We start from the raw sequence: 23,685 nt of genomic DNA, 5'->3' as shown, positions 1-23,685 counted from the left end.
TGGTAATTTTGAGCTTGCAGCCAACCTTTAAATTCCGTCCTGTGAGGCGGGGAAGGAGGAAGCAGAGTATGTCCGTGCCCGCATCTCCGGAAAAACCGGTCAGCAGCCGAACAGTTCTTGCTGAAGCAGATATAGACCGGGCCTTGACCCGTATAGCCCACGAAATTCTTGAGGCTAACAAGGGGAGTGAAGATCTTGTACTCCTTGGAATTCCACGCCGAGGATTTCCGCTGGCGCAGCGCTTGGCTGTGAAGATCGCTTCAGCCGATCCAACCGTTCACGCCGCCCACATCGTCGGACAACTGGACGTCACCATGTTTCGCGATGATCTCCGGCACAATCCAACCCGCGCACCCTTGCATACGCTCGAACCTGTGGGCGGGATAGACGGCAAGGTCGTAGTTCTGGTGGATGACGTCCTGTACTCGGGTCGCACTATCCGCGCCGCCCTGGACGCGATTGTGGACCTAGGACGGCCTTCAGCGGTGCGCCTGGCAGTGCTCGTGGACCGCGGGCACCGCGAGCTCCCTATCCGGGCAGACCATGTTGGAAAGAACCTGCCCACGTCGTCCCGCGAGAAGGTTCGCGTGCATCTGCAGGAAACGGATAATGTGGACGAAGTGGTCATCGAGGCGGGGTCATGAGGCATCTGCTATCCACCCGGGATCTTCTACGGGATGATGCCGTTCAACTTCTTGATACCGCTGAAGAGATGGCGGCCGTCTCAGACCGGGAGGTCAAGAAACTTCCTGCGCTGCGTGGACGCACCGTCGTGAACCTGTTCTTCGAAGATTCGACCCGGACGCGTATCTCCTTCGAAGCGGCCGCGAAGCGCTTGTCAGCGGACGTGATCAACTTTGCCGCCAAAGGATCATCGGTTTCCAAGGGCGAATCCTTGAAAGATACGGCGCAGACTCTCGAAGCGATGGGCGCGGACGCCGTCGTCATCCGACACTGGGCGTCCGGGGCGCCTGAGCGGCTGGCATCCTCGGGCTGGATCGATGCTCCAGTGATCAATGCTGGAGACGGTACGCACGAGCACCCCACGCAGGCGCTACTCGACGCTTTCACCATGCGGCGGCATTGGTCCACAATTGCTGGACGTGCGTCAACTGGTACTGATCTTTCGGGTATGCGGGTGGCCATTGTCGGAGATGTCCTCCACTCACGGGTTGTTCGTTCCAATCTGTGGCTCCTCACATCGCTCGGTGCCAAAGTAACGCTCGTGGCACCACCGACGCTCCTGCCGGTTGGTATTAGCACATGGCCATGTGAAGTCAGCTATGACCTGGATGCAGTCCTTGCTATGGAACCGGATGCGGTCATGATGTTGAGAGTACAGAGCGAACGAATGGAAGCAGCGTTCTTTCCGAGCACCAATGAGTATTCGCGGCTGTGGGGTTTCAATGATGCCCGCCTTGCCCGGCTTGACGCCGCCACAGGAAGCGATGCCATCATCATGCACCCGGGTCCAATGAACCGGGGACTGGAAATTTCTTCGGCGGCCGCTGACTCCCCTCGGTCCACTGTTCTGGCACAGGTCCGGAACGGCGTGGCTGTCCGAATGGCTGTGCTTTATCATCTGCTGTCGGGGGACCGTGGCAGTAATCTCGTCAACAAGCAGGAGGCCGTGCTTTGAGCCGCGAAGACAATGTTCACCTTATCCGCGGAGCCACTCTGCCCGATGGAAAAACCACGGATCTGTTGGTACGCGGGGGCGTTATCGCTGAGTTGGGCAACCGTCTGGCTGATGCGGCTGCGGTAGTTATCGACGCGGATGGCCTGGTGGCACTTCCGGGTCTGGTTGATCTCCATACGCACCTGCGCGAACCGGGTCGCGAAGACGCGGAAACGGTAGAGACAGGTAGCCGGGCTGCTGCGCTTGGCGGTTTTACGGCGGTGCACGCAATGGCCAACAGCACACCGGTTGCTGATACGGCTGGTGTTGTTGAACAGGTTCATAGCCTGGGCCGTAAGGCTGGATGGGTCGATGTTCGCCCTGTCGGAGCGGTAACGGTTGGGCTCGCGGGTCAACGGCTCGCGGAGCTCGGCGCTATGGCGTCCTCCCGAGCACAGGTCCGTGTCTTTTCCGACGACGGAATCTGTGTCCACGATCCGGTGCTGATGCGCCGTGCTCTTGAATACGTGAAGTCGTTTAACGGTGTAGTCGCCCAGCACGCACAGGACCCGAGGCTCACAGTTGGGGCGCAAATGAACGAAGGCGACGTCTCCGCCGTGCTCGGTCTGGGCGGGTGGCCGGCAGTTGCCGAGGAGAGCATTATCGCCCGCGATGTCTTGCTGGCCAAGCATGTGGATTCCCGCCTTCACGTGTGCCATGTATCGACGGCAGGGTCGGTTGAGATCATTCGCTGGGCGAAGGAGCGGGGAGTGAAAGTGACCGCTGAAGTCACTCCGCACCACCTGTTGTTAACAGATGAACTGGTCCGCAGCTACGATCCGGTCTACAAGGTCAATCCTCCGTTGCGCACGAGTGAGGACGTCACGGCACTCCGAGAAGCTCTCGCCGACGGAACCATTGACATTGTTGGAACCGACCACGCCCCGCATCCGAGCGAGCATAAGGAATGCGAGTGGGCGCAGGCAGCCATGGGAATGACAGGACTGGAAACAGCTCTGTCCGTCGTCCAGCACGCCATGATCGACACTGGATTGATGAGCTGGAACGATTTTGCCCGTGTAACGTCCACCGCTCCGGCGGCAATCGGCCAGGTATCTACGCAGGGGCGTCCGCTGGCGGTCGGCGAGCCAGCCAATATCACGTTGGTGGACCCCGCAGCACGGTGGCCGGTGGACCCAACGCGTATGGCCACCAAGGGCAGAAACAGTCCCTTCCGTGGGATGAAACTTCCCGGAAAAGTCCACGCCGTGTTCTACCGTGGGCATCCTACGGTCCTTAACGGCGAGTTGGCTACCAGACGGCCCATGACGGACTCGGAGCGATCATGGATTGGTTGATGCCCGTTGCCCTGTCGGTTGGGCTGATCGTTCTCATATTCTTCATGATCTGGCGTGGTTGGCGAGGGCGTGCTGCCCGCCAGTCCGACGTCGGACCTCTTCCTGCTGTTCCTGCCGATGGTGGAGCGCAACTATGCGAGGTTGAGGGACAGTATGTGGTGAGCACTACCTCCGGAGACTGGCTGGACCGTATCGCCGTCCACGGTCTGGGAGCGAAATCTCAAGCCGTTGCCGTGGTTCTTACCTCGGGTATCCACTTTGTTCGCACAGGAGCCCCGGATGTGTTCATTCCGGTCAACGCCATAGCAGCCGTTCACTGTAGCAGCGGGATGGCCGGGAAATTCGTCGAGAAGGACGGGCTCGTCATTGTCAGCTGGCGACTGGGGGAACACCTGCTTGATACCGGTTTCCGGACCAGACACGCCATGGAACGAAACACGCTGCGGGATGCAATCGAATCAATCTTCCAAGACGAAGGACAACTGTGACTGAGCAAGAGGCAACGCAAAAACTCCCTGCCGTACTGGTACTCGATGACGGCAGAACCTTTGTGGGAACCAGCTACGGTGCGGTGGGCACCGCCTTGGGTGAGGCAGTGTTCGCTACCGGAATGACCGGCTATCAAGAGACGATCACCGATCCCTCGTATGCGCGTCAGTTGGTGGTGCAGACCGCACCCCACATTGGCAATACGGGCGTCAACGCTGACGATGCCGAATCCCAGCGCATCTGGGTTGCCGGCTACATCGTCCGAGACGCCGCACGACGTCCTTCTAGCTGGCGGAGTCAACAGAGTCTCGATGACCAACTCTTGGAACAGGGTGTTGTCGGCATCCAGGGTGTGGACACTCGTGCACTGACCCGTCATCTACGTGAGCGTGGAGCCATGAATGCGGGTATCTTCTCCGGTGACAGTGCCGAGCAAAGCGCCGACGCGCTGCTGAGAACGGTCCGTGAACAACCGTCGATGGAGGGGGCAAGGCTCGCTGAGGAAGTCAGCGTTGATAAAGTTCACACCATTGAGCCCTCAGATCATGGCTGGGAGGGCGAGACAAAGTTCACCGTCGCTGCGCTGGATCTGGGTATCAAGGCCACGACTCCTCGCCGGTTGGCCGAACGCGGAATTCGTGTCCATGTCATGCCGGCCGCATCGACGTATGAGCAAATCCGTGAAACGGGGGCGGACGGCGTGTTCATCTCCAACGGTCCAGGCGACCCGGCAACCGCGGACCCACAGGTCGCCGTCTTGCGGCAAGTGCTGGAACACCGGATTCCGTTCTTCGGTATCTGCTTTGGGAACCAGATTCTAGGACGTGCTCTGGGTTTCGGTACCTACAAGCTTAGATTCGGGCACCGCGGTATCAACCAGCCCGTACTGGATCGCAGAACCGGCAAGGTTGAGATCACCTCTCAAAATCATGGGTTTGCGGTGGACGCGCCCTTGGATGGCCCCGTACAGGCTCCAGAGGAAAGATTCGGGCGGGTTGAGGTCAGCCATGTCAGCCTGAACGATCAAGTCGTTGAAGGGTTGTCCTGCTTGGACTTACCTGCGTTCTCGGTCCAGTACCACCCGGAGGCAGCGGCTGGGCCCCATGATTCCGCCTACCTTTTCGACAGGTTCATTGACCTGATGTCGACTGCACAGAGCCAGGAAGTGAAGTAAATGCCACTGCGTACAGACCTCAAAAGCGTTCTGGTGATCGGTTCCGGACCTATCGTGATTGGGCAGGCCGCCGAATTCGATTACTCCGGCACCCAGGCACTGCGGGTACTTCGGGAGGAGGGCCTGCGCGTCATTCTCGTGAACTCAAACCCCGCCACTATCATGACGGATCCTGAGTTCGCCGACGCAACGTACATCGAACCCATCACCCCAGAGGTTGTGGAGAAGATTATCGCCAAGGAGAGACCAGATGCCATTCTGCCGACACTTGGCGGTCAGACAGCCCTCAACACCGCCATCGCCTTGGACAAGAACGGTGTCCTTGAAAAGTACAACGTCGAGTTGATCGGTGCCAACGTGGCGGCGATCGAGCTCGGTGAGAACCGCGAAAAGTTCAAGGGCGTTGTTGAGCGGTGCGGCGCGGAATCGGCACGGTCCGTCATTGTCCATTCCATGGACGAAGCCTTTGCCGCTGCTGACGAGCTCGGCTACCCAATGGTTGTCAGGCCATCCTTCACCATGGGCGGTCTAGGCTCAGGGCTTGCCTACAACGCGGAGGACCTCCGGCGCATTGCCGGTGCCGGCATTCAGTACAGTCCCAGCAGCGAAGTCCTTCTCGAGGAGAGCATCCTCGGATGGAAAGAGTACGAGTTGGAGATGATGCGAGACCGCAACGACAACGTCGTCGTGGTCTGCACCATCGAAAATATTGACCCCGTCGGGGTACATACAGGGGACTCGATCACGGTTGCACCTGCGATGACGCTGACCGACCGCGAATACCAGAACCTCCGTGATATCTCGATAGCTGTCATCCGTGAGGTGGGCGTGGACACTGGCGGTTGTAATATCCAGTTCGCGATCGAACCGGACACTGGCCGGGTCATTGTCATCGAGATGAATCCGAGAGTCTCCCGCTCTTCGGCTTTAGCCTCAAAGGCCACCGGTTTTGCGATCGCCAAAATCGCCACGAAACTCTCGTTGGGCTACACGCTGGATGAGATTCCCAATGACATCACGCAGAAGACTCCGGCGGCCTTCGAACCGACCCTCGATTATGTTGTTGTGAAGGTTCCACGCTTCGCGTTCGAGAAATTCCCGGCCGCGGACACCACTCTGACGACCACCATGAAGTCGGTGGGGGAGGCTATGGCGATCGGCCGGAACTTCAGTGAGGCGCTACAGAAGGCCCTTAGATCACTTGAACAGAAGGGGTCGGAACTCGAATTCCAACCGGTCAACTCCCTTGATGTTCCGGATCTGATCGAAGCCGCGAAGATCCCGACGACCGCGCGACTCGCCCAAGTGCAGCAGGCACTGCTTGGCGGAGGGACAATCGAGCAGCTTTACGCGGCAACGGGGATCGACCCTTGGTTTCTTGACCAATTGGTGTTGCTCAACGAGGTCGCCACAGAGGTTCGCACAGCCGCGACCCTTACTGAGGCCATGCTTAGACGCGCCAAGCGTCATGGTTTCTCCGACGCACAGATCGGGGCGCTATCAAATATGAAGGAGGATGTTGTGCGCGGAGTGCGGCATGCTCTCGGTGTTCGGCCTGTCTTCAAGACTGTAGATACCTGCGCTGCCGAGTTCGCGGCTTTCACGCCCTATCACTACTCGTCTTATGACGAAGAGGACGAGGTGGCGCTGCACGCGAAACCGTCAATCATCATTCTGGGATCTGGTCCAAACCGAATTGGACAGGGGATTGAGTTCGACTACTCCTGTGTACACGCCACCATGGCGCTGCGCAAAGCTGGGTATGAGACAGTGATGATCAACTGCAATCCCGAAACGGTGTCCACTGATTATGACGTCTCGACGCGCCTCTATTTTGAACCGCTGACCCTCGAAGACGTTCTGGAGGTCATTGGGGCTGAAGAACGAACGGGCGGTGTCATGGGCGTCTTTGTGCAGTTGGGAGGCCAGACCCCTCTCAAACTCTCGAAGGCGTTGGCGGACTCGGGCGTCCCAATACTGGGCACATCTCCGGCCGCAATCGACCTCGCCGAACATAGGGGTGCATTCAGTCGTGTACTCGATGATGCCGGACTTATTGCGCCGAAGAACGGTACCGCTGTCTCCTTCCAAGACGCAAGGAAGATTGCGGATGAGATCGGCTACCCCGTGCTCGTTCGTCCTTCCTACGTGTTGGGTGGGCGGGGCATGGAGATTGTCTACGACGAGGCCAACCTCTCGCGATATATAGCCAACGCCACGGAGATCACCGAAGACCATCCAGTGTTGATCGACCGCTTCTTGGAAGATGCAGTAGAGATCGACGTGGATGCGCTCTACGACGGCAAAGACATGTATCTAGGCGGAATCATGGAACACATTGAAGAAGCTGGGATCCATTCCGGCGACTCGGCGTGTGTACTTCCGCCTATCACGCTGGGTCGCGACGTCCTGGACCGAGTCAGGGTTGCAACGCGCGCTATTGCCGAGGGAGTCGGTGTGCGCGGGTTGATCAATATTCAGTTTGCCCTTGCCTCCGATGTCCTCTATGTGTTGGAGGCCAATCCCCGCGCTTCGCGCACCGTTCCCTTCGTGTCCAAGGCCACTGGCGTCCAGATGGCAAAGGCTGCTGCGCTCATCGGTACCGGTGTAACCATTCATCAACTGCGCAGCGCTTATCACCTGCTTCCGGAGTCCGGCGATGGTTCGCATCTACCAGCCAGTGCGCCGGTTTCGGTCAAGGAAGCGGTGTTGCCCTTCAACCGGTTCCGCACGGCTGAAGGTCGGGTCGTTGATTCTCTGCTGGGACCCGAAATGCGTTCCACTGGTGAAGTCATGGGCATTGATAAATTCTTTGATACTGCCTTTGCGAAGAGTCAGTCCGCTGCGAATAATGCCCTCCCAACGTCTGGAAAGATTTTCGTCTCCGTCTCGAACCGCGAGAAGCGGGGGATCATCATGCCTGTCAAGAAACTTTCCGATCTCGGCTTCGAGATCCTCTCCACAGGGGGCACAGCGGAGGTACTGCAACGAAACGGTGTTCGCGCCACGACCGTCCGCAAAGTCGGAGACGGTGTAGGTCCGAACGGTGAAGGAACCGTCGTTGATCTGATCAATGCTGGCGAAGTTGGCATGGTGATCAATACACCTTCGGGCGGAGCCGCACGCGGCGACGGATACGAAATCAGGGCCGCGGCGACTTCAAATGGTATTCCCGTTATCACCACTATTGCGGAAGTGGGCGCAGCCGTGCAGGCCATTGAGGCCATGCGGACTTTCGAGTGGGATGTGACTTCGCTGCAGGAGCACGCTGAGAAGATGCGGATAAGTGCCCATGACTGAGCGTGAAGGGTTCGGCGTCAGGCTCAGGGGGGCCATGGACACACACGGGCCCGTCTGTGTGGGTATTGACCCCCACCCCGCGTTGCTGACTAGTTGGCACCTGAACGATGACCCTGCCGGGCTGGAGAGGTTTGCACTCTCTGTTGTTGAGTCGTTGGCTGATCGAGTTGCCGTCCTCAAGCCTCAGGTGGCATTCTTCGAGCGGCACGGCTCACAGGGGATTGCCGTTCTGGAGAGAGTTCTAAAAGAATGCCGGGAGCGCGGGGTTCTCACTATTGCCGATGCTAAACGTGGAGACATCGGTTCCACCATGGCTGCTTACGCGGACACGTGGCTTGGCGACGCTTCTACTCTCGCAGCTGACGCCGTGACCGTAAGCCCCTATCTGGGCTTTGGTTCACTGCGTCCGGCTCTTGATCTTGCCCGGCGATCGGGCAGGGGAGTTTTCGTTCTTGCCCTGACATCAAATCCGGATGGGGCTTCACTCCAACACCGTGGCGGAGAAAATTCGGTCGCCCGTTCCATTGTTGACAAAGTAGCGGTCGAGAACGGGAATTTGGAACACCTAGCGAACATCGGTCTGGTCGTTGGCGCCACAGTCGGAACCGCGCTGCTGGACTTGGGAATAGACCTCGCGACGATGGGTGGCCCAATTCTTGCCCCGGGTATTGGAGCCCAAGGGGCCACTGTCGAGAATCTTGGGCGCACCTTCGGCGCGGTGAAGACCAATGTCTTGGCCAGTGTTAGTAGGGAAATTCTCCGCTCAGGTCCGGATGCCACGGCGATGCGTAACGTGACGGAACGGACTGTCGCAGAACTTCGAGCAGTATTGGTGGATTGATTTTAGGACTCCGTTGCCGATAGGTTCAGAGCACGTCCAGTCCGCCAGCACCGTCAGTATCCGGTAGCTAAACGTCCGGGGAGAACCCTGTGAACCTGTTGCCTCTTACGGAGTCAGAACGAAGCCATGCCAGGCAGAAGGCAACGGCAGCCCGCGCCGTTCGAGCCGAAGTCAAAGTTGGGCTCAAGAACGGCAGTATCACCGTTGGCGAAGTGATCCACACACGCGCATCCGAAGATGCCGTGGGTCGGTTACGGGTAGTTGATCTGCTCCGGGCTCTTCCGGGGATCGGTGAAGTCAGGGCTCAAGCCATCATGGATGAGGTCGGAATTGCCCTCACGCGCCGCGTACGAGGGCTCGGAATACATCAGAAGAATGCGCTGGTGGCACACTTGTCCGGTCAGGCAAGAGATCCACGCTAGGAAGGAACCACGTGTCGCATTCGCGGCTGACGGTACTTGCAGGGCCCACGGCCGTTGGCAAGGGGACCGTCTCCACATACATCAGGGACAACTATCCCGAGGTTTGGCTTTCTGTTTCAGCGACTACTCGGAGCCCGAGGGCGGGCGAAGAAGAAGGCGTTCACTATTATTTCGTCAGCGCTGGGGAGTTCGAGTCTCTGGTTAGTGACGGTCAGATGTTGGAATGGGCTGTTGTCCACGGAAGGAACCGTTACGGCACGCTCCGTCGAACCGTGGAGGAGGCTATGTCGGATGGTAGATCCGTGTTGCTTGAGATCGATCTCCAGGGTGCTCGTCAGGTTAAAGAGACAATGCCGGACGCCAATTTTGTTTTCCTCGCCCCGCCCAGTTGGGATGAAATGGTACGTCGGCTGGTGGGTCGAGGCACCGAAAGTGTTGAGGAGCAGCAGCGGCGTCTGGAAACCGCTAAACTGGAACTTGCTGCCGAGTCTGAGTTCGATCACACCGTCATCAACGACGACGTTCGCGGGGCGGCAGCTAAACTTGTATCACTGATGGGCATTGAACCGCGGGAAGATTAGTCTGCGCGGCCCGCACAAGGAATTTGGAGAAACTGTGTCTACACACCCCGAGGGCATCATAAACCCGCCGATTGACGACCTCCTGGAAGCTGCGGACTCAAAGTACGCGTTGGTGATCTACGGAGCAAAACGAGCACGGCAAATCAATGCTTATTACTCTCAGCTTCATGAAGGACTGTTCGAATACGTAGGTCCTCTAGTTGAGACACGACTGAACGAAAAGTCGCTGTCCATTGCTCTGCGTGAAATCAATGAGGGTATGCTTGTCTCAAAGCCCATGGATGTTGCAGCCGCCGAATAGCATCGGCTGCGGAAAGCGCGCGCATGAGGATTGTCCTGGGAGTCGGCGGCGGTATAGCCGCTTTTAAAGCGGTGTCGCTGCTGCGTCTGTTGACTGAGGCGGGGCATGACGTCACTGTTGTGCCTACTGAAACCGCGACGCGTTTTGTTGGAACAGCAACGTGGGAAGCCCTGTCGGGTAAAACTGTCACCAATAACGTCTTTGACGCAGTTCCGCAGGTCAATCATGTCCGGTTGGGGCAGGAAGCTGACCTCGTCGTGGTGGCCCCTGCCACCGCGGATTTATTGGCAAAAGCTGCAGGCGGATTCGCCGGGGATCTGCTGACAACCACGTTGTTGATGGCTGGATCCCCAGTGTGTTATGTGCCAGCTATGCACACGGAAATGTGGCAACACCCTGCCACGGTTCGGAACGTCGAAATTCTTCGAGACCGCGGAAACATCGTTTTGGAACCAGACTCAGGACGCCTCACGGGACCGGATTCTGGGCCGGGGCGGCTGCCGGAACCGTCATCGATTGTCGAATCTCTCCAACCGCTACTTGAACGTGGACGCCACCTGAGTTGCCTGAGCGGCAAGCGGGTCATCATCACGGTTGGCGGAACCCGAGAACCTCTGGACCCGGTTCGTTTTCTGGGCAATCGGTCGTCAGGGAAGCAGGGCATGGCTCTGGCCCGTTCAGCCATCGAAGCTGGTGCCGTGGTTCAGGTTATTGCTGCAAACACTGAGGTGCGCGTTCCCCGTGGGGCGGAAGTACTTGAGGTCGAGACCACCGCCGAGATGCAGCAAGCAGTTATGGAACAGCTGCCATTGGCCGATGTCGTGATCATGGCCGCTGCCGTCGCGGACTTCCGACCCGCTGAAGTAGCTGGAAGCAAGATCAAGAAGCGTGACGGTTACGCGGACCCGGTCCTAGAGCTCGTACGTAACCCTGACATTCTCCGCGAACTCGTGGAGCACCGAGAGCGTTCGGGTCAGAAAGTTCTCATTGCAGGCTTTGCTGCGGAGACAGGAGATGATCAGACTGACGCCCTCACCTATGCCCGCGAAAAGCTGCGACGCAAGGGCTGCGACCTTCTGGTCCTCAATGACGTCAGCGGTGGGAACGTCTTCGGTGAGGACTCCACTACGGTGACAATTCTCACCGCGGGAACTTCGGAAACGACGTCCGTGGCGGGAACCAAGGAGAACGTCGCAAACACTATTGTGACAAGCATTGCTGCCCTCATGGAGTAACCCAGTAGAGTGAATCCGTGACTTCAGAGAGTAACTCCCTACGCCTGTTTACTTCGGAATCGGTTACCGAGGGCCATCCGGACAAGATCTGTGATCAAATCAGCGACGCCATTCTGGATGCTCTGCTTACTGCAGACCCGGACTCGCGCGTTGCCGTCGAGACGCTGGTCACCACCGGACTAGTGCAGGTCGCAGGAGAGGTCACCACTTCTGGATACGTCGAAATTCCTCAGATTGTCCGGGAGACCATTCTCGGTATCGGCTACGACTCCTCAGTTCAGGGATTCGACGGTGCCCGTTGTGGCGTCAACGTCTCAATAGGACAGCAGTCTCAGGAAATCGCGTCTGGCGTTTTCACATCCCGGGAAACTCGTGAGGGAACGGGAACAGATCCCTATGACCTGCAGGGCGCTGGGGACCAGGGGATCATGTTCGGCTACGCCAGCGACGAAACATCTGTGCTCATGCCCACGCCCATCTGGCTTGCACACCGGCTTTCCGAGAAGCTGACCACTGTCCGAAAAACCGGCGTTCTCGATTACCTACGCCCAGACGGCAAAACGCAGGTCACTATTGGTTATGACGGCAATACGCCGGTCTCTGTGGACTCTGTTGTTATTTCATCGCAGCACTCGGAGGATGTCTCTCTGGAGCGGTTGCGCTCCGAGCTCGTCAGCGAGGTCATTACTCCGATCCTCTCGGCAACAGCCCTAGACGTGGACAATGTCGAGTACATCTTGAATCCCGGTGGTGAATTCATTATTGGCGGCCCGGTCGGCGATGCAGGACTGACCGGGCGCAAAATTATTGTGGATACCTACGGCGGTTTTGCACGGCATGGAGGCGGTGCATTCAGCGGAAAGGACCCGTCGAAGGTTGACCGGTCCGGTGCCTACGCTATGCGATGGGTGGCAAAGAATGTCGTTGCCGCAGGGCTGGCTCGTCGAGCCGAAATTCAGATTGCCTACGCGATCGGCATGGCCCGGCCAGTTGGTATTTACGTTGAGACTTTCGGCACCGCAATGGTGGATCCCGTTGAAATCGAACACGCTATTGAAGAAGTTTTTGATCTTCGCCCACTCGCTATCATCAATGACCTGGACCTCCTGCGTCCGATTTACCGCAAAACGGCCGCGCACGGCCACTTCGGTCGTGAAGATCCGGATTTCACGTGGGAACTGACAAACCGGACGGAAGAGCTCCGGCGTTACTTCAACGCGTGAGCTCATGAGGCCCCGGGACGCGGGGGAGTCGCATCAACCGTCCCTTCTGCTCGGTTTTCCGGTCACCGGAAAGTCTGCAGATGTCACGATCCTGAGCGGTTCGGCCCCCTATGCAGGCGTTGTTCTTGATTCTTCGGTTCCTCATCTAGACCGAGAGTTCGACTACGTGGTGCCCGAGGAGCTTTCCGACGCCGCCCAACCCGGGTGTCGGGTCAAGATTGGCTTTGCCGGTCGCATTATGGCCGGATACATCTCCGAGCGCCGGACACATACCAGCGTCCGCGGTGCACTTCGACCACTTTCCAAGGTGATGTCCAGCCAACCTGTGGCTCAACCCGTGTTGATGATCGCCCGATTGATCGCGGACCGCTACGCCGGGACTCTGTCGGATGTGTTGCGATCGGCTGTTCCGCCGAGAGTGGCACGTGTGGACAAAGAGTTCGCAGATCGAACTTGGCCAGTGGCCAGAGATGGCTCCGCCGTGGAGCGAACCGGCGCCACTAGCGCGGACACTGTCTCGCTTCAGCCGGAGCTTCTCAAGCGTTATACCGGTGGTGGAGAGTTCGTGCATCATCTGGCCTCGGGAGAGAACCCTAGGGCAGTGCTGACGTCGTTGGGTGGCTACGGGCAGGACGACTGGGCGGCGGAGATTTCTGAGGCTATCAACGTTGCGCTGAATTCGGGGCGGGGGGCCCTGGCCGTTGTGCCAGACGCACGAGACCTTGCCGTTCTCGAGGCGGCGCTGAAAGAACGGGTTGGTGCCGATCGGTTTGTGCGTCTTTCGGCAGAGGATGGTCCAACACCGCGTTACCGGAACTTTCTGAAGCTACTTCATGGTGACGTACGTGTTGCCATCGGCACCAGGTCGGCAGCATATGCTCCTGTAAGAGATCTAGGACTCGTCTGCCTGTGGGACGACGGTGACTCGCTGCTGAGCGAGCCGCGTGCGCCTTATCAACACGCGCGCGAGGTTCTGCTGCTGAGGGCTGAGTACGAACGATCTGCGGTATTGCTGAGCGCGTTCAGTCGCAGTGCGGAGTCCCAGCGCTTGGTAGAAACCGGTTGGGCACACTCGCTCCAAGCGGACCGAGCCGCTCTACGCGGACGCGCCCCACGCGTGCTTCATACGTCGGATTCGTTTCAGAGCACCATTGATCCGCTTGCTCAGACGGCACGTATTCCTCACTCAGCGTGGAGGGTTGCCAAGACCGGGCTTGAGAGCGGACCGGTACTCATTCAAGTGGCAAGAGCCGGGTTTGCTCCGGCTCTTGCTTGTGTGGGGTGCCGAGAACTAGCTAGATGCAGCGTTTGTTCGGGTCCCCTTGCCTTATCTGCTCGAGGTGCCGTACCCACATGTCGCTGGTGTGGCCATCCGGAAAACGCGTTTCGCTGCAAGCAGTGTGGGGATTCTAACGTGCGGGTTGCGACCATGGGTGCCGGACGCACTGCCGAGGATCTAGGTCGTGCCTTTCCTTCGTTCCCGGTGGTGTCGTCCTCCGGCGATCACATCATCGACCAGATTCCCGATCGTCCCGCGATTGTTGTGGCTACGCCAGGTGCTGAGCCACAGACGGAGCGGGGGTATGCGGCCGCATTGCTGCTCGACGGCGACATCATGCTGAACCGAGAATCATTGCGTGCCAGCGAGGAGGCGCGGCGGCGTTGGTTCAATGCGGCCGTGCTGGTTCGTTCTGCCGCAGACGGAGGAACCGTTGCCGTTACGGCCAGGGACAGCATGTCCGTCGCGTCGCTGGTGCGTTGGGATCCTGCCGGTGCAGCTTCCCGAGAGCTGGCTGAACGGAGAGAGGTTGGCCTGCCACCTGCTGTTCGAACGGCTTCCCTGACTGGTTCACCAGAGAGCTTGGCGATTTTCATGGATGGGCTGGACCTGCCGCATTCAGTGCGAGTCGCCGGTCCGGTGGCTGTGGAGGATTCTCGAGCCGTGGCCGCTTCGAGGCTGCTGCTGTTCTTCAGCTTTCAGGATGCAGCGCACGTTGTTCGCCAGCTGAAGGAACGGAAGTCCGGACAGTCCACCAAACATCTGACGGAGCCGGTTCACGTTCGAGTGGATCCATCAGATGCAGTGTGATCGTGCGTGCCTAACGGGACTGAGCGTGCAGGTTTCGTGCGGCCTCAATGAAGGTTCGGGCAGAATCTTCCCATTGATAGGTGCTCGCACGCTCGATCCCCGCTCGTGACCGCGCGCCCCATTCGTTGGGCGTATCAAGGAGCCGCACGGCTTCGGCGACGCCGTGCGCGGAGTCTGCATCAACATAGAGTGCGGCAGCGCCACCGACTTCTCGGAATATTGGCATATCCGAAGCGATCACCGGGGTGCCCGTAGCCATCGCTTCGATTACCGGTAATCCGTAGCCTTCGGCGCGGGAGAGGGTCACCAGTGCCGTGGAGTTCCGGAGCAGACTGTCATATTCGGTGTCGCTGACTCCATTGTGGAAGCGAACAGAAGCACCAGCAGCATCGACGGGTGGCAGAAGCTCTTCGAGTTCGTTTCGTCTCGCATCTGGGATACGGCTCAACAGGTGCAGGCTGTATCCAGGAAGGAACCTCATAGCCTGGATCAGGGTTTCGACGTTCTTGTACGGCATGAATGACCCCATGTAGATCAGCGTCTTCTGTCGGCTTCCGTGGGGGTCGCGGGCGCGCGTACCGGACTGAGGTGCATTCCCTACAATGATGACGGGTTTATGCGTGAGGTTTCGTTGGACTATGAGGTCGCGTGTTGTGTTACTGATGGTCGCGACAACGTCGGCCCGGTTCAGCAATAGACGCTGCGGCCAGTAGGACAGGTGGAAGAGCCTCCACAGGAGCCGCACCGGCAACGGAAGGAACCGGGGCGGTGTGGGATTGTCGTAGTAGATAAGGTCGTGAAGGGTGAGGATCAGTCGATACCTGCGCCCGAAGGTGCCCATGGTCTGCATAGGGCAGAAGACGACGTCGGGCTTGAGCCTGTTGATCCGGCGGGCAACGAACAATTCGGCGGGGGACAGCGGTGAATTGATGATTTCGTAGGGCACCTTGGGCAGGAGTTCGAGCTGGCGTGTGTCGCTGATCAGCATGGTCAAGGAGTCGACTGAGGACTCCGAGGCAATCGTGTCGGCCACAGCAGCGATCAACGACGCGCCGTAGCGACTGATTCCATCGTGTCGATCGATGCGGGTGAAGCGTGCGTCTATGACAATGTGCACTGGTGCCTTCCGCTGAGAAACTCATTGATCAATTCGGCGGCCACGCCGGGTGTCTCATAGTGAATGAGATGTCCCACGCCTGCGATGACCCTTAGCGTTGAATCCGGGATGACCTCTGCAAGTCTGCGCTGGGCAGGGACCGAGCCTAGGTCATCTTTCTCAGCAACGACGAGTAAAACAGGGTTCAACAATTGGGAAGCGACCTGGAGTACATCGTTGGAAATTGATGTCCGGAACGTTTCCAGTAATGCCGTTCGGTTGGCGAACTTCCCAAAATACGCCAGATGCTGCCCATGGATATAACGGCGGGTCTCCCTGTGGTTAGTTTTCGCCATCATCCAACTCATCCCGCGGGCCACCAGTACGCTTCGGAGCAGCGACGAGCCGGCGCGCTCCGGCAAGGCGGCACCGGCAGCATAATAAAATTCTGCAGCCTTAGAGGCAATGCGTCCCGGTCCCTGCAGTGCTGGCTCACAAATGGGATTAACCAGAATGAGTTCGCTGAACAATCGGGGATATTCCACTGCAAAGCGGGAGCAGACAATGGAACCAAAGGAGTGGCCCAGTAGCACCGTATCCGCGGCTAGGGCCAGGACTCTGAAAGATTCTAGAACGAATGATGCATAGTCTTCTACGCTATTTCGATCCATAGCTTCTGACTGTCCAAAACCGGGTAGATCCGGGACGATCACGCTGTACGCACGGAGCTCTTCAACCAGCCGCAAGAGGCCGTGGTGATCTCCACGAAAGCCATGCACCATGAAGATCGTCGGTGCGCAGGAACCCACTTCGCTCGGAAAAGTCCAATACTGCGCCTGTCGATCATTGATCGTGTGGGTGGTGACCTGTTGCGTCCTGGGAGCCCTGTTTGCTTCAGCGCCAATCAATTGATGTCGTCCGGGTCTGAGCCGATTCGTTGTCCGCGATCCAGCGAAGAGATGCAACTCATGTGCTCCTGATCGAGCTCGAAATTAAAAATGTCCATGTTTCCCGCGATTCGCTCCGGACTGCTTGCCTTCGGCACTGCGATGTTGCCGCACTGAATGTGCCAGCGGAGGATAATTTGGGCGGCACTTTTCCCGAGTTCGACGGCGATCCGTCCAATGTCAGGGTCAGACAACACGGCTCCACGGCCGAGAGGGCTCCAGGCCTCGGTCCGAATACCGGTACGGTCGTGGAACCGTCGCAGGTCTTGCTGCTGCAGCCAGGGATGCAGTTCTACTTGGTTGACGGCTGGCACCACTGACGTCTCCTGCAGAAGTTTTTCCAGGTGAGCTTGCTTGAAGTTGGACACTCCGATGGCGCGGACCCGGCCATCGGATTGGAGCCTCTCCAGCGCCTTATAGGTTTCAGGGAACAGGTTCTTCGCCGGACACGGCCAGTGGATCAAGTAAAGATCCACGTAATCCAATCCGAGCCTGATGCTCGATTCTTCAAAGGCCCGCAGCGTCGCAGTAAAGCCCTGGCTCTCATTCCAGACCTTGGTCGTGACGAAGAGGTCGGTCCGTTGGTGGTCTCCCGTGGACAGAAATTTGCGCACTGCCGTACCGACACCTTCTTCGTTTCCGTAGAGCGCGGCTGTATCAATATGGCGGTAGCCGCAACCTATAGCTTCGCCACACAGCCTTGCAGTGTCTGCCTGCGGAACTTTGTACACGCCGAAACCAAGTTGATCCATCAGTATTCCGTTATTGAGAGTGAGCTGCGGCGCCAAGCCCGGGGATGCTGATGACATATTCAGACTCTACCGAATCAGGGCTCTACAAGTCGCCTGCTGGTGGGTATGATGCGATCAGCGTCACTCCACAACTGGGGTAGTTACAGCGGTGTGGTGCCGGTTTGGGGAGGACGTCGGATCCCGGCTGCGTTCCCCGCCGAAGGTATGGTCGAGCCACCCGGCTGGGACCAGTTATGAGGCACTGAGGAGTTATCAATGGAAGTATCGCTTGGCACAGTTTTTATCTCGGAGTTTGCTGGCACCGCCATGCTGGTTCTTCTCGGTTGCGGCGTTGTCGCCAACGTTGCACTGGGAAAGACGAAGGGCAACAGCGGGGGATTCCTCATGGTCAACTGGGGGTGGGGGCTCGCGGTCTTTGCCGGCGTGTATGTAGCGGTCCAGTCCGGTGCGCACATCAACCCCGCCGTGACGTTTGGAATCTGGGCTAATGGTGGGGAGGAATATGCGGCTGGCGTTGCGGTGACGTTCGCCTCGACTCTGGTCTATCTGTGTGCGCAGCTACTCGGCGGAATCGTGGGCGCTGTCTTCACATGGCTGGCCTACAAACAGCACTTCGATGAAGAGCCGGACGCCGCCAACAAACTCGGTGTCTTTTCCACCGGTCCAGCGATTCGCTCCTATGGATGGAATTTCCTGACGGAGGTCATTGGGACGTTCGTCCTGGTCTTTGTCATTCTGGTCTTCGGTGGTACCCCCGACAAGCTTGGCCCGCTTGCGGTTGCACTACTCGTTGTCGGCATTGGTGCATCACTCGGTGGTCCCACCGGATACGCCATTAATCCCGCCCGTGACCTGGGGCCGCGTATAGCACATGCAATTCTGCCTATCCGTGGCAAGGGCCCAAGCGACTGGGCCTACGCGTGGGTGCCGATCGCGGGACCCATTGTAGGTGGCGTCATTGCAGGTTTCGCGGCGACGTTGATGGCCATCCCAGCCGCAGCGTGATCGGCCCTGAGGTAGCGGTGATCCTTACGGGGCACTCTGCCGGCAAGCATACAAAGCGAAGGAGTATCAAATGTCGAAGTACGTCATTGCGATAGACCAGGGAACCACGAGTAGCCGGGCCATCGTGTTCGACCACGACGGCAATATTGTTTCCAGTGGTCAGAAGGAACATGAGCAGATCTTCCCCAAGGCTGGCTGGGTGGAACATAATGCAACCGAGATCTGGGACAACACCCGGGAGGTGATTGGTACCGCACTGTCCAAAGCGAATCTCACGAGGCACGACATCGCTGCGGTCGGTATTACCAATCAGCGCGAGACCGCGGTCGTTTGGGATCGCAACACGGGTAAACCGGTGTACAACGCCATCGTTTGGCAGGACACACGGACACAGAAAATTATCGACGAGCTCGCCGCGGACGGAGGAGTGGAGCGTTTTAAGGAAAAGGTGGGCTTGCCCTTGGCAACCTACTTCTCCGGAACCAAGATCAAGTGGATTCTGGACAATGTCGACGGTGCCCGCGAAAAAGCGGATGCTGGGGATCTGCTGTTCGGAAACACGGACAGCTGGGTGACATGGAATCTCACCGGTGGAACGGACGGCGGTGTCCACATCACGGACGTCACCAACGCGTCCAGAACCCTTTTCATGGATCTGGCAAAACTGGAGTGGGACGAGGAAATTCTCGCTACTTTCGGGGTTCCCCGTTCGATGATGCCGGAGATCAAGTCATCCTCGGAAGTCTATGGAACTGTGCATACCTCTCAGCTCCTGCGCGAGGTACCCGTTGCCGGGATACTCGGAGACCAGCAGGCCGCTACGTTCGGTCAGGCCGCTTTCGACAAGGGCGGCGCGAAGAACACGTATGGCACTGGCAACTTCATGATCGTCAATACCGGTGAGGAGATAGTCCACTCCAAAAACGGCTTGTTGACGACCGTCTGTTACAAGCTCGGTGACAGCAAGCCGGTTTACGCCCTGGAAGGTTCGATCGCGGTGACTGGTTCCCTGATCCAGTGGCTGCGCGACAACCTGGGCATCATCAAATCGGCGCCGGAGGTGGAACAGCTGGCCAAAACCGTGGAGGACAACGGCGGTGTCTACATTGTTCCAGCGTTCTCCGGCCTCTTCGCTCCCTACTGGCGCGGCGACGCCAGAGGCGTGATCGTCGGCATGACCAGGTTTGTCAACAAGGGACACATCGCCCGTGCAGCATTGGAGGCGACGGCCTTCCAGACTCGGGAGGTCCTAGACGCAGCGAATGCTGATTCTGGGGTGGATATGGAAGATCTTCGGGTCGACGGCGGCATGGTCGCCAACGACGCCCTGATGCAGTTCCAGGCAGATATCCTCGGCATTACCGTCATCCGGCCAAAGGTCATCGAGACAACGGCCCTGGGTGCAGCCTACGCTGCGGGGCTCGCTGTCGACTTCTGGAAGGATACCGACGAGCTGTCCCAGAACTGGGCTGAAGACAAGAGGTGGGAGCCGCAAATGGACGTTGCCGAGCGCGACCGTCAGATGAGGCTCTGGAAGAAGGCAGTTACCAAGTCCTTTGACTGGGTTGATGAAGACGTTCAGTAAACTCTACTGATTGATCAACGCACAAGGGATGGCTCCGCAGTCAAGCGGTGCCATCCCTTGTGTTTATCGATGGATTACTTCAAAACAGTCTGCGAAACACTGTCAGGGTTACCGAAGCGATGCGCAGTGATGCTGATGGCCTGTTCCAGGAAGAACGGAAGCATTTCGATCCGTCCTGCCTCGGTAACCGGACCATCGTAGATCGCCACGTCGGGGGATCCCTCCGTAGCCTCGCACAGGGCCTTGTATCCGCCACCGATCAGGCGAACACGGCCAAGACTGGCCTTGGGCGCCCTGGAGAGCCACTCGCCGTCGTTCTCAACGACGTGTGCGATACCGTCTACGCCCAGCATCTTCTCGAGCTTTGCGGAGAGTTGGCTGGAGGTGCTCAGGGAAACAGTTGCCCCCGCGCGTAGTCCGGCCGCCAACACGCGGATGGTCTCTGCGACGGAGCCTGCCTCGTTTTGGCGGATGGTTACTTCGGTTGGCACATACCGAAATTCATTGCGTTCGACGCCGAGACCCGAGACGTCGCTGACGGTGCCGAACATAGTGGCATACTGGCGCTGGTCGTCCGCAAGGGCACGGCCCAGGAACGCAGTCTCTCCCCGTGAGATTTCCGCCGACTTCAGCAGTTGCCTCACCGGCGTGCTGAGTGCCACATGGACATCGCCCTGGAACAGAGGAATCGGCTCCCACGAGCCCAGATGGATGAGGTAGTTGGGGCCGCCAGCCTTCGCGCCTGGTCCCACGGCGGAACGCTTCCAGCCGCCGAAGGGCTGACGCCTGACGATCGCTCCCGTGATCCCACGGTTGACGTAGAGGTTACCGGCCTGAGCCTGATCGATCCATTGTGCCAACTCCTGACTATCCATACTATGCAACCCTGCAGTCAGCCCATAGACGGGGGCATTCTGGACTTCGATTGCCTCTTCAATGGTGTCCACATGAATCAAGCCCAGTACGGGGCCAAAGAACTCGGTGAGATGGAAGTAGCTCCCGGGCTTGACACCCGTGCGGATTCCGGGGGACCAGAGCTTGCCAGTGTCGTCGAGTTGCCGAGGTTCTACCAGCCACGACTCGCCTTCACCCAGCGTGGTCAGAGCCGTCTTCAGTTTGCCCGAGGCGGGCTCAATGATGGGGCCCATCTCAGTTTCGGGATTCTGAGGATAGCCGACCTTGAGTGACGATGCCGCGTCGACGATCTGGTTCAAGAGGCGTTCGGATTCTCCGACCGATCCCACCAGAATACCGAGCGATGCCGCCGAACACTTCTGTCCTGCATGCCCGAAAGCAGACTTCACCAGATCTGCGGCAGCAAGATCCAGATCCGCGCTCGGAGTGATGATGAGGGCGTTCTTTCCGCTGGTTTCCGCCAGCAGCGGCAAGTCCTTCCGCCACGACCGGAAGAGTTTAGCGGTGTCGTAGGCACCAGTCAGGATGACCCGTTCTACTGCTTTATTAGCGATCAGGTGCTGTCCGACATCGCCCTCCTCCACGTCCGCAAAAATGAGGACATCGCGCGGAACACCTGCGTCCCAGAGCGCTTCCACGATCACGGCGGCACAGCGGCGAGCCTGCGGCGCTGGCTTCATGATGACGGCACTGCCAGCTGCCAGCGGAGCCAGGATGGAACCAGCTGGGATGGCGATGGGGAAGTTCCATGGGGGAGTAGCAACTGTGAGCTTCGACGGGACAAATTTTGCGCCGGGAATCTGATCCAACTCATCGGCCAAGTAGGCGTAGTAGGTGGCGAAGTCAATGGCCTCAGAAATTTCCGGATCCGCTTCAGCTACGGTCTTGCCGGTCTCGCTGCCGGCAACTTCAATGAGCTCACCGCGTCGTTCGGCCAACGCTGCGGCAGCATGCCGGAGAACTTTGCCGCGTCCGGCCCCACCAAGAGCTGCCCAATCGGGCTGGGCAGCGAGAGCCCGTGTGACGACGGCGTCGACGTCGTCATGTGTTGCCAGAAATGATTCCTCGACCAACGAATTTCCGAGGTCCGAGGATTCCATGCGGCTGATGATGCCCGCGCCCCACTGCCTGATATTCGCCAGCGAGGGATCCGAATCTGGCTGGTTCACGAAATCGCCGTCGTTCGCTATTTCGAAGCGGCCCGTGTCCTGGGACCGCTGCGGGCCTGGAACTATCTGGTCTACTTCATACAGCGAATCGAGGAACCGCTGCTTTTCGCGCATGAAAAGCGTCGGGTTGGAAGTCAGCTCGAAAACGGCCGACATGAAGTTTTCCTGGCTGGCGTTCTCCTCCAGCCTACGGATCAGGTAGCTGATGGCGACGTCAAAGTGGTCCGGATGCACCACAGGTGTGTAGAGCAGGAGCGAACCGACATCTTTTTTGATTTCAGCTGCCTGTTCCTCGGCCATCCCAAGCAGCATTTCGAACTCGACCCTGTCAGCTACACCACGCTTTTCCGATAGGATTCGTGCGAAAGCGACGTCGAAGAGGTTGTGTCCGGCAACGCCCATCCGGACGGCGGCCGAGTTCTCCGGACGCAGTGCCCAGTCCAGCACGCGCTTGAAGTTGGTGTCCGTTTCCTGCTTGCTATCACACGTCGCGACTTCCCAGCCGTGCAGAGTAGCGTCAACAATTTCCAGGGGCAGGTTGGCGCCCTTGACGAGACGGACCTTGATACCTGCACCGCCATCTGCCTTGCGTTCCTTGGTCCACACGGTCAAATCCTGAAGCGCAGCAAGAGCATCTGGCAAGTACGCCTGGAGAACAATTCCCGCCTCAAGGAACTTCAGTTCCGGATGGGCGAGGATCCGTTTGAAGACTGCGACGGTGAGGTCGAGGTCGTGGTACTCCTCCATGTCCAAGTTAATGAACTTCGGCATGGGCGAGGATGCGGCTGTCTGGAATAGTGGCACCAGACGTTCAGCGACATGCTCAACCATGTCGTCAAAAGCCCACAAGTTCAGCGAGCTGACGACCGAGGAAACCTTGATGGACACGTAGTCGACATCATCACGGAGCAACAGCTCGCGGGTTCCTTCAAGACGGGCGTCTGCCTCGGCGTCGCCCAGTACTGCCTCACCCAGAAGATTGATGTTCAGGCGTACCGATGAATCGTCAGTGAGCTCGCTGATCGCCTTACCCAGCTGATTCGGCCGTGCGTCAACAATGAGGTGCGCCACCATCTCGCGGAGCACGCGTCTGGCCACAGGAACGACGATCCACGGCAGGGCTGGTGCTAGCCGCCCACCGAGCCGTACCGCGGCACGCATGTACCACGGCAGGAACGTTGGCGTCTGGTCGGCCAACTGGAAGAGATTCTTCGCAGCGACAGCGGTATCCTCGGGGCGGATGACGCGATCGACGAATCCGATCGTGAAATTTAGCCCGGACGCATCTTTGAGGACTTCAGCCAGCAGGGCTGCTGATTTTGTGCCCTTCTTGGCTTTTAAGGGAGTTGCTGTGGATGTTGGATGGAAGTCGTCTGAGAGGTGCAGCCAGCGCTCCACGAGCGCTACCACATCGTCAGCCAATTCCTCCGGAGCAGGGTCCATTGGAGTAAAGCTATTACCCATGTTTATTCGATTACCTAACGATGTGACGGGCTGCCGCTTCGCCGACCACGGTGGTCCGTGGCCCCGCCTGACGCGAGTCAGCCGATCCCCGCCGTGGACGCACTCCGCCCCGGCCCGTGGT

At 58.6% G+C, this 23,685-nt stretch carries 19 protein-coding genes; 15 read left to right on the top strand and 4 right to left on the bottom strand.

Going from position 1 to position 23,685, the window contains the following annotated elements; translation table 11 throughout:
• Positions 1–68: 68 nt before the first annotated feature.
• The 13 genes from pyrR to JOE65_RS09220 all read left to right on the top strand — a co-directional run bounded on the left by pyrR (position 69) and on the right by JOE65_RS09220 (position 14,631).
• Positions 69–644: a bifunctional pyr operon transcriptional regulator/uracil phosphoribosyltransferase PyrR gene (gene pyrR / locus JOE65_RS09280; RefSeq protein ID WP_205162922.1), complete on the top strand. Its 576-nt coding sequence runs from the start codon at positions 69–71 to the stop codon at positions 642–644.
• A complete protein-coding gene (locus JOE65_RS09275) occupies positions 641–1,639 on the top strand; it encodes an aspartate carbamoyltransferase catalytic subunit (RefSeq protein ID WP_205162921.1) in 999 nt (332 codons plus the stop codon). The genes pyrR and JOE65_RS09275 overlap by 4 nt, the downstream gene beginning before the upstream one ends.
• The gene (locus JOE65_RS09270) at positions 1,636–2,976 is read left to right on the top strand and encodes a dihydroorotase (RefSeq protein WP_205162920.1); all 1,341 of its coding nucleotides are present in this window, start codon (positions 1,636–1,638) and stop codon (positions 2,974–2,976) included. The genes JOE65_RS09275 and JOE65_RS09270 overlap by 4 nt, the downstream gene beginning before the upstream one ends.
• A complete protein-coding gene (locus tag JOE65_RS09265; protein ID WP_205162919.1) occupies positions 2,964–3,464 on the top strand; it encodes a PH-like domain-containing protein in 501 nt (166 codons plus the stop codon). The genes JOE65_RS09270 and JOE65_RS09265 overlap by 13 nt, the downstream gene beginning before the upstream one ends.
• On the top strand, positions 3,461–4,639 hold the full coding sequence (gene carA / locus JOE65_RS09260; RefSeq protein WP_205162918.1) for a glutamine-hydrolyzing carbamoyl-phosphate synthase small subunit: 1,179 nt from the start codon (positions 3,461–3,463) through the stop codon (positions 4,637–4,639). The genes JOE65_RS09265 and carA overlap by 4 nt, the downstream gene beginning before the upstream one ends.
• Positions 4,640–7,939, top strand: a complete 3,300-nt coding sequence (gene carB / locus JOE65_RS09255; protein ID WP_205162917.1) for a carbamoyl-phosphate synthase large subunit — start codon at positions 4,640–4,642, stop codon at positions 7,937–7,939.
• Positions 7,932–8,780, top strand: a complete 849-nt coding sequence (gene pyrF, locus JOE65_RS09250) for an orotidine-5'-phosphate decarboxylase (protein WP_205162916.1) — start codon at positions 7,932–7,934, stop codon at positions 8,778–8,780. The genes carB and pyrF overlap by 8 nt, the downstream gene beginning before the upstream one ends.
• An 89-nt stretch (positions 8,781–8,869) precedes the next feature.
• A complete protein-coding gene (mihF, locus tag JOE65_RS09245) occupies positions 8,870–9,202 on the top strand; it encodes an integration host factor, actinobacterial type (RefSeq protein WP_205162915.1) in 333 nt (110 codons plus the stop codon).
• Between the two features lie 11 nt (positions 9,203–9,213).
• Positions 9,214–9,783, top strand: coding sequence for a guanylate kinase (gene gmk / locus JOE65_RS09240; RefSeq protein WP_205162914.1), 570 nt, complete (start codon positions 9,214–9,216; stop codon positions 9,781–9,783).
• A 34-nt stretch (positions 9,784–9,817) separates the two neighbouring features.
• On the top strand, positions 9,818–10,084 hold the full coding sequence (rpoZ, locus tag JOE65_RS09235) for a DNA-directed RNA polymerase subunit omega (RefSeq protein WP_205162913.1): 267 nt from the start codon (positions 9,818–9,820) through the stop codon (positions 10,082–10,084).
• A 23-nt stretch (positions 10,085–10,107) separates the two neighbouring features.
• Positions 10,108–11,319 (top strand): bifunctional phosphopantothenoylcysteine decarboxylase/phosphopantothenate--cysteine ligase CoaBC, encoded by a 1,212-nt coding sequence (coaBC, locus tag JOE65_RS09230; protein ID WP_205162912.1) that lies wholly within the window; start codon positions 10,108–10,110, stop codon positions 11,317–11,319.
• Between the two features lie 17 nt (positions 11,320–11,336).
• Complete coding sequence (gene metK / locus JOE65_RS09225) at positions 11,337–12,542, top strand: methionine adenosyltransferase (protein ID WP_205162911.1); 1,206 nt, start codon at positions 11,337–11,339, stop codon at positions 12,540–12,542.
• Between the two features lie 4 nt (positions 12,543–12,546).
• Positions 12,547–14,631 carry a primosomal protein N' gene (locus tag JOE65_RS09220; RefSeq protein WP_205162910.1) on the top strand — a complete coding sequence of 695 codons (2,085 nt, stop codon included), beginning with the start codon at positions 12,547–12,549 and terminating at the stop codon, positions 14,629–14,631.
• Positions 14,632–14,641: 10 nt separating this feature from the next.
• Here the strand turns inward: JOE65_RS09220 and JOE65_RS09215 are convergent, their stop codons facing one another.
• The 3 genes from JOE65_RS09215 to JOE65_RS09205 form a co-directional block, all read right to left on the bottom strand.
• Complete coding sequence (locus tag JOE65_RS09215) at positions 14,642–15,748, bottom strand: glycosyltransferase (protein WP_205162909.1); 1,107 nt, start codon at positions 15,746–15,748, stop codon at positions 14,642–14,644.
• Entirely contained in the window at positions 15,733–16,509 is a 777-nt protein-coding gene (locus JOE65_RS09210) for an alpha/beta fold hydrolase (RefSeq protein WP_205162908.1), read from the bottom strand. Before JOE65_RS09210 ends, JOE65_RS09215 begins: the two co-directional genes overlap by 16 nt.
• A 122-nt stretch (positions 16,510–16,631) precedes the next feature.
• A complete protein-coding gene (locus JOE65_RS09205) occupies positions 16,632–17,483 on the bottom strand; it encodes an aldo/keto reductase (protein WP_239536669.1) in 852 nt (283 codons plus the stop codon).
• Between the two features lie 198 nt (positions 17,484–17,681).
• On the opposite strand from JOE65_RS09205, the gene JOE65_RS09200 reads away from it, so the two are divergent.
• Complete coding sequence (locus JOE65_RS09200; RefSeq protein WP_205162907.1) at positions 17,682–18,431, top strand: MIP/aquaporin family protein; 750 nt, start codon at positions 17,682–17,684, stop codon at positions 18,429–18,431.
• Positions 18,432–18,501: 70 nt separating this feature from the next.
• Positions 18,502–20,016, top strand: a complete 1,515-nt coding sequence (glpK, locus tag JOE65_RS09195; protein WP_205162906.1) for a glycerol kinase GlpK — start codon at positions 18,502–18,504, stop codon at positions 20,014–20,016.
• A 74-nt stretch (positions 20,017–20,090) separates the two neighbouring features.
• Here glpK and JOE65_RS09190 read toward each other — a convergent pair whose 3' ends face one another.
• A complete protein-coding gene (locus JOE65_RS09190) occupies positions 20,091–23,564 on the bottom strand; it encodes a bifunctional proline dehydrogenase/L-glutamate gamma-semialdehyde dehydrogenase (protein WP_205162905.1) in 3,474 nt (1,157 codons plus the stop codon).
• Positions 23,565–23,685 lie beyond the last annotated feature (121 nt).

Source organism: Arthrobacter roseus (assembly GCF_016907875.1).
Taxonomy (GTDB): domain Bacteria; phylum Actinomycetota; class Actinomycetes; order Actinomycetales; family Micrococcaceae; genus Arthrobacter_J; species Arthrobacter_J roseus.
This window is presented reverse-complemented; position numbering and strand designations above follow the sequence as displayed.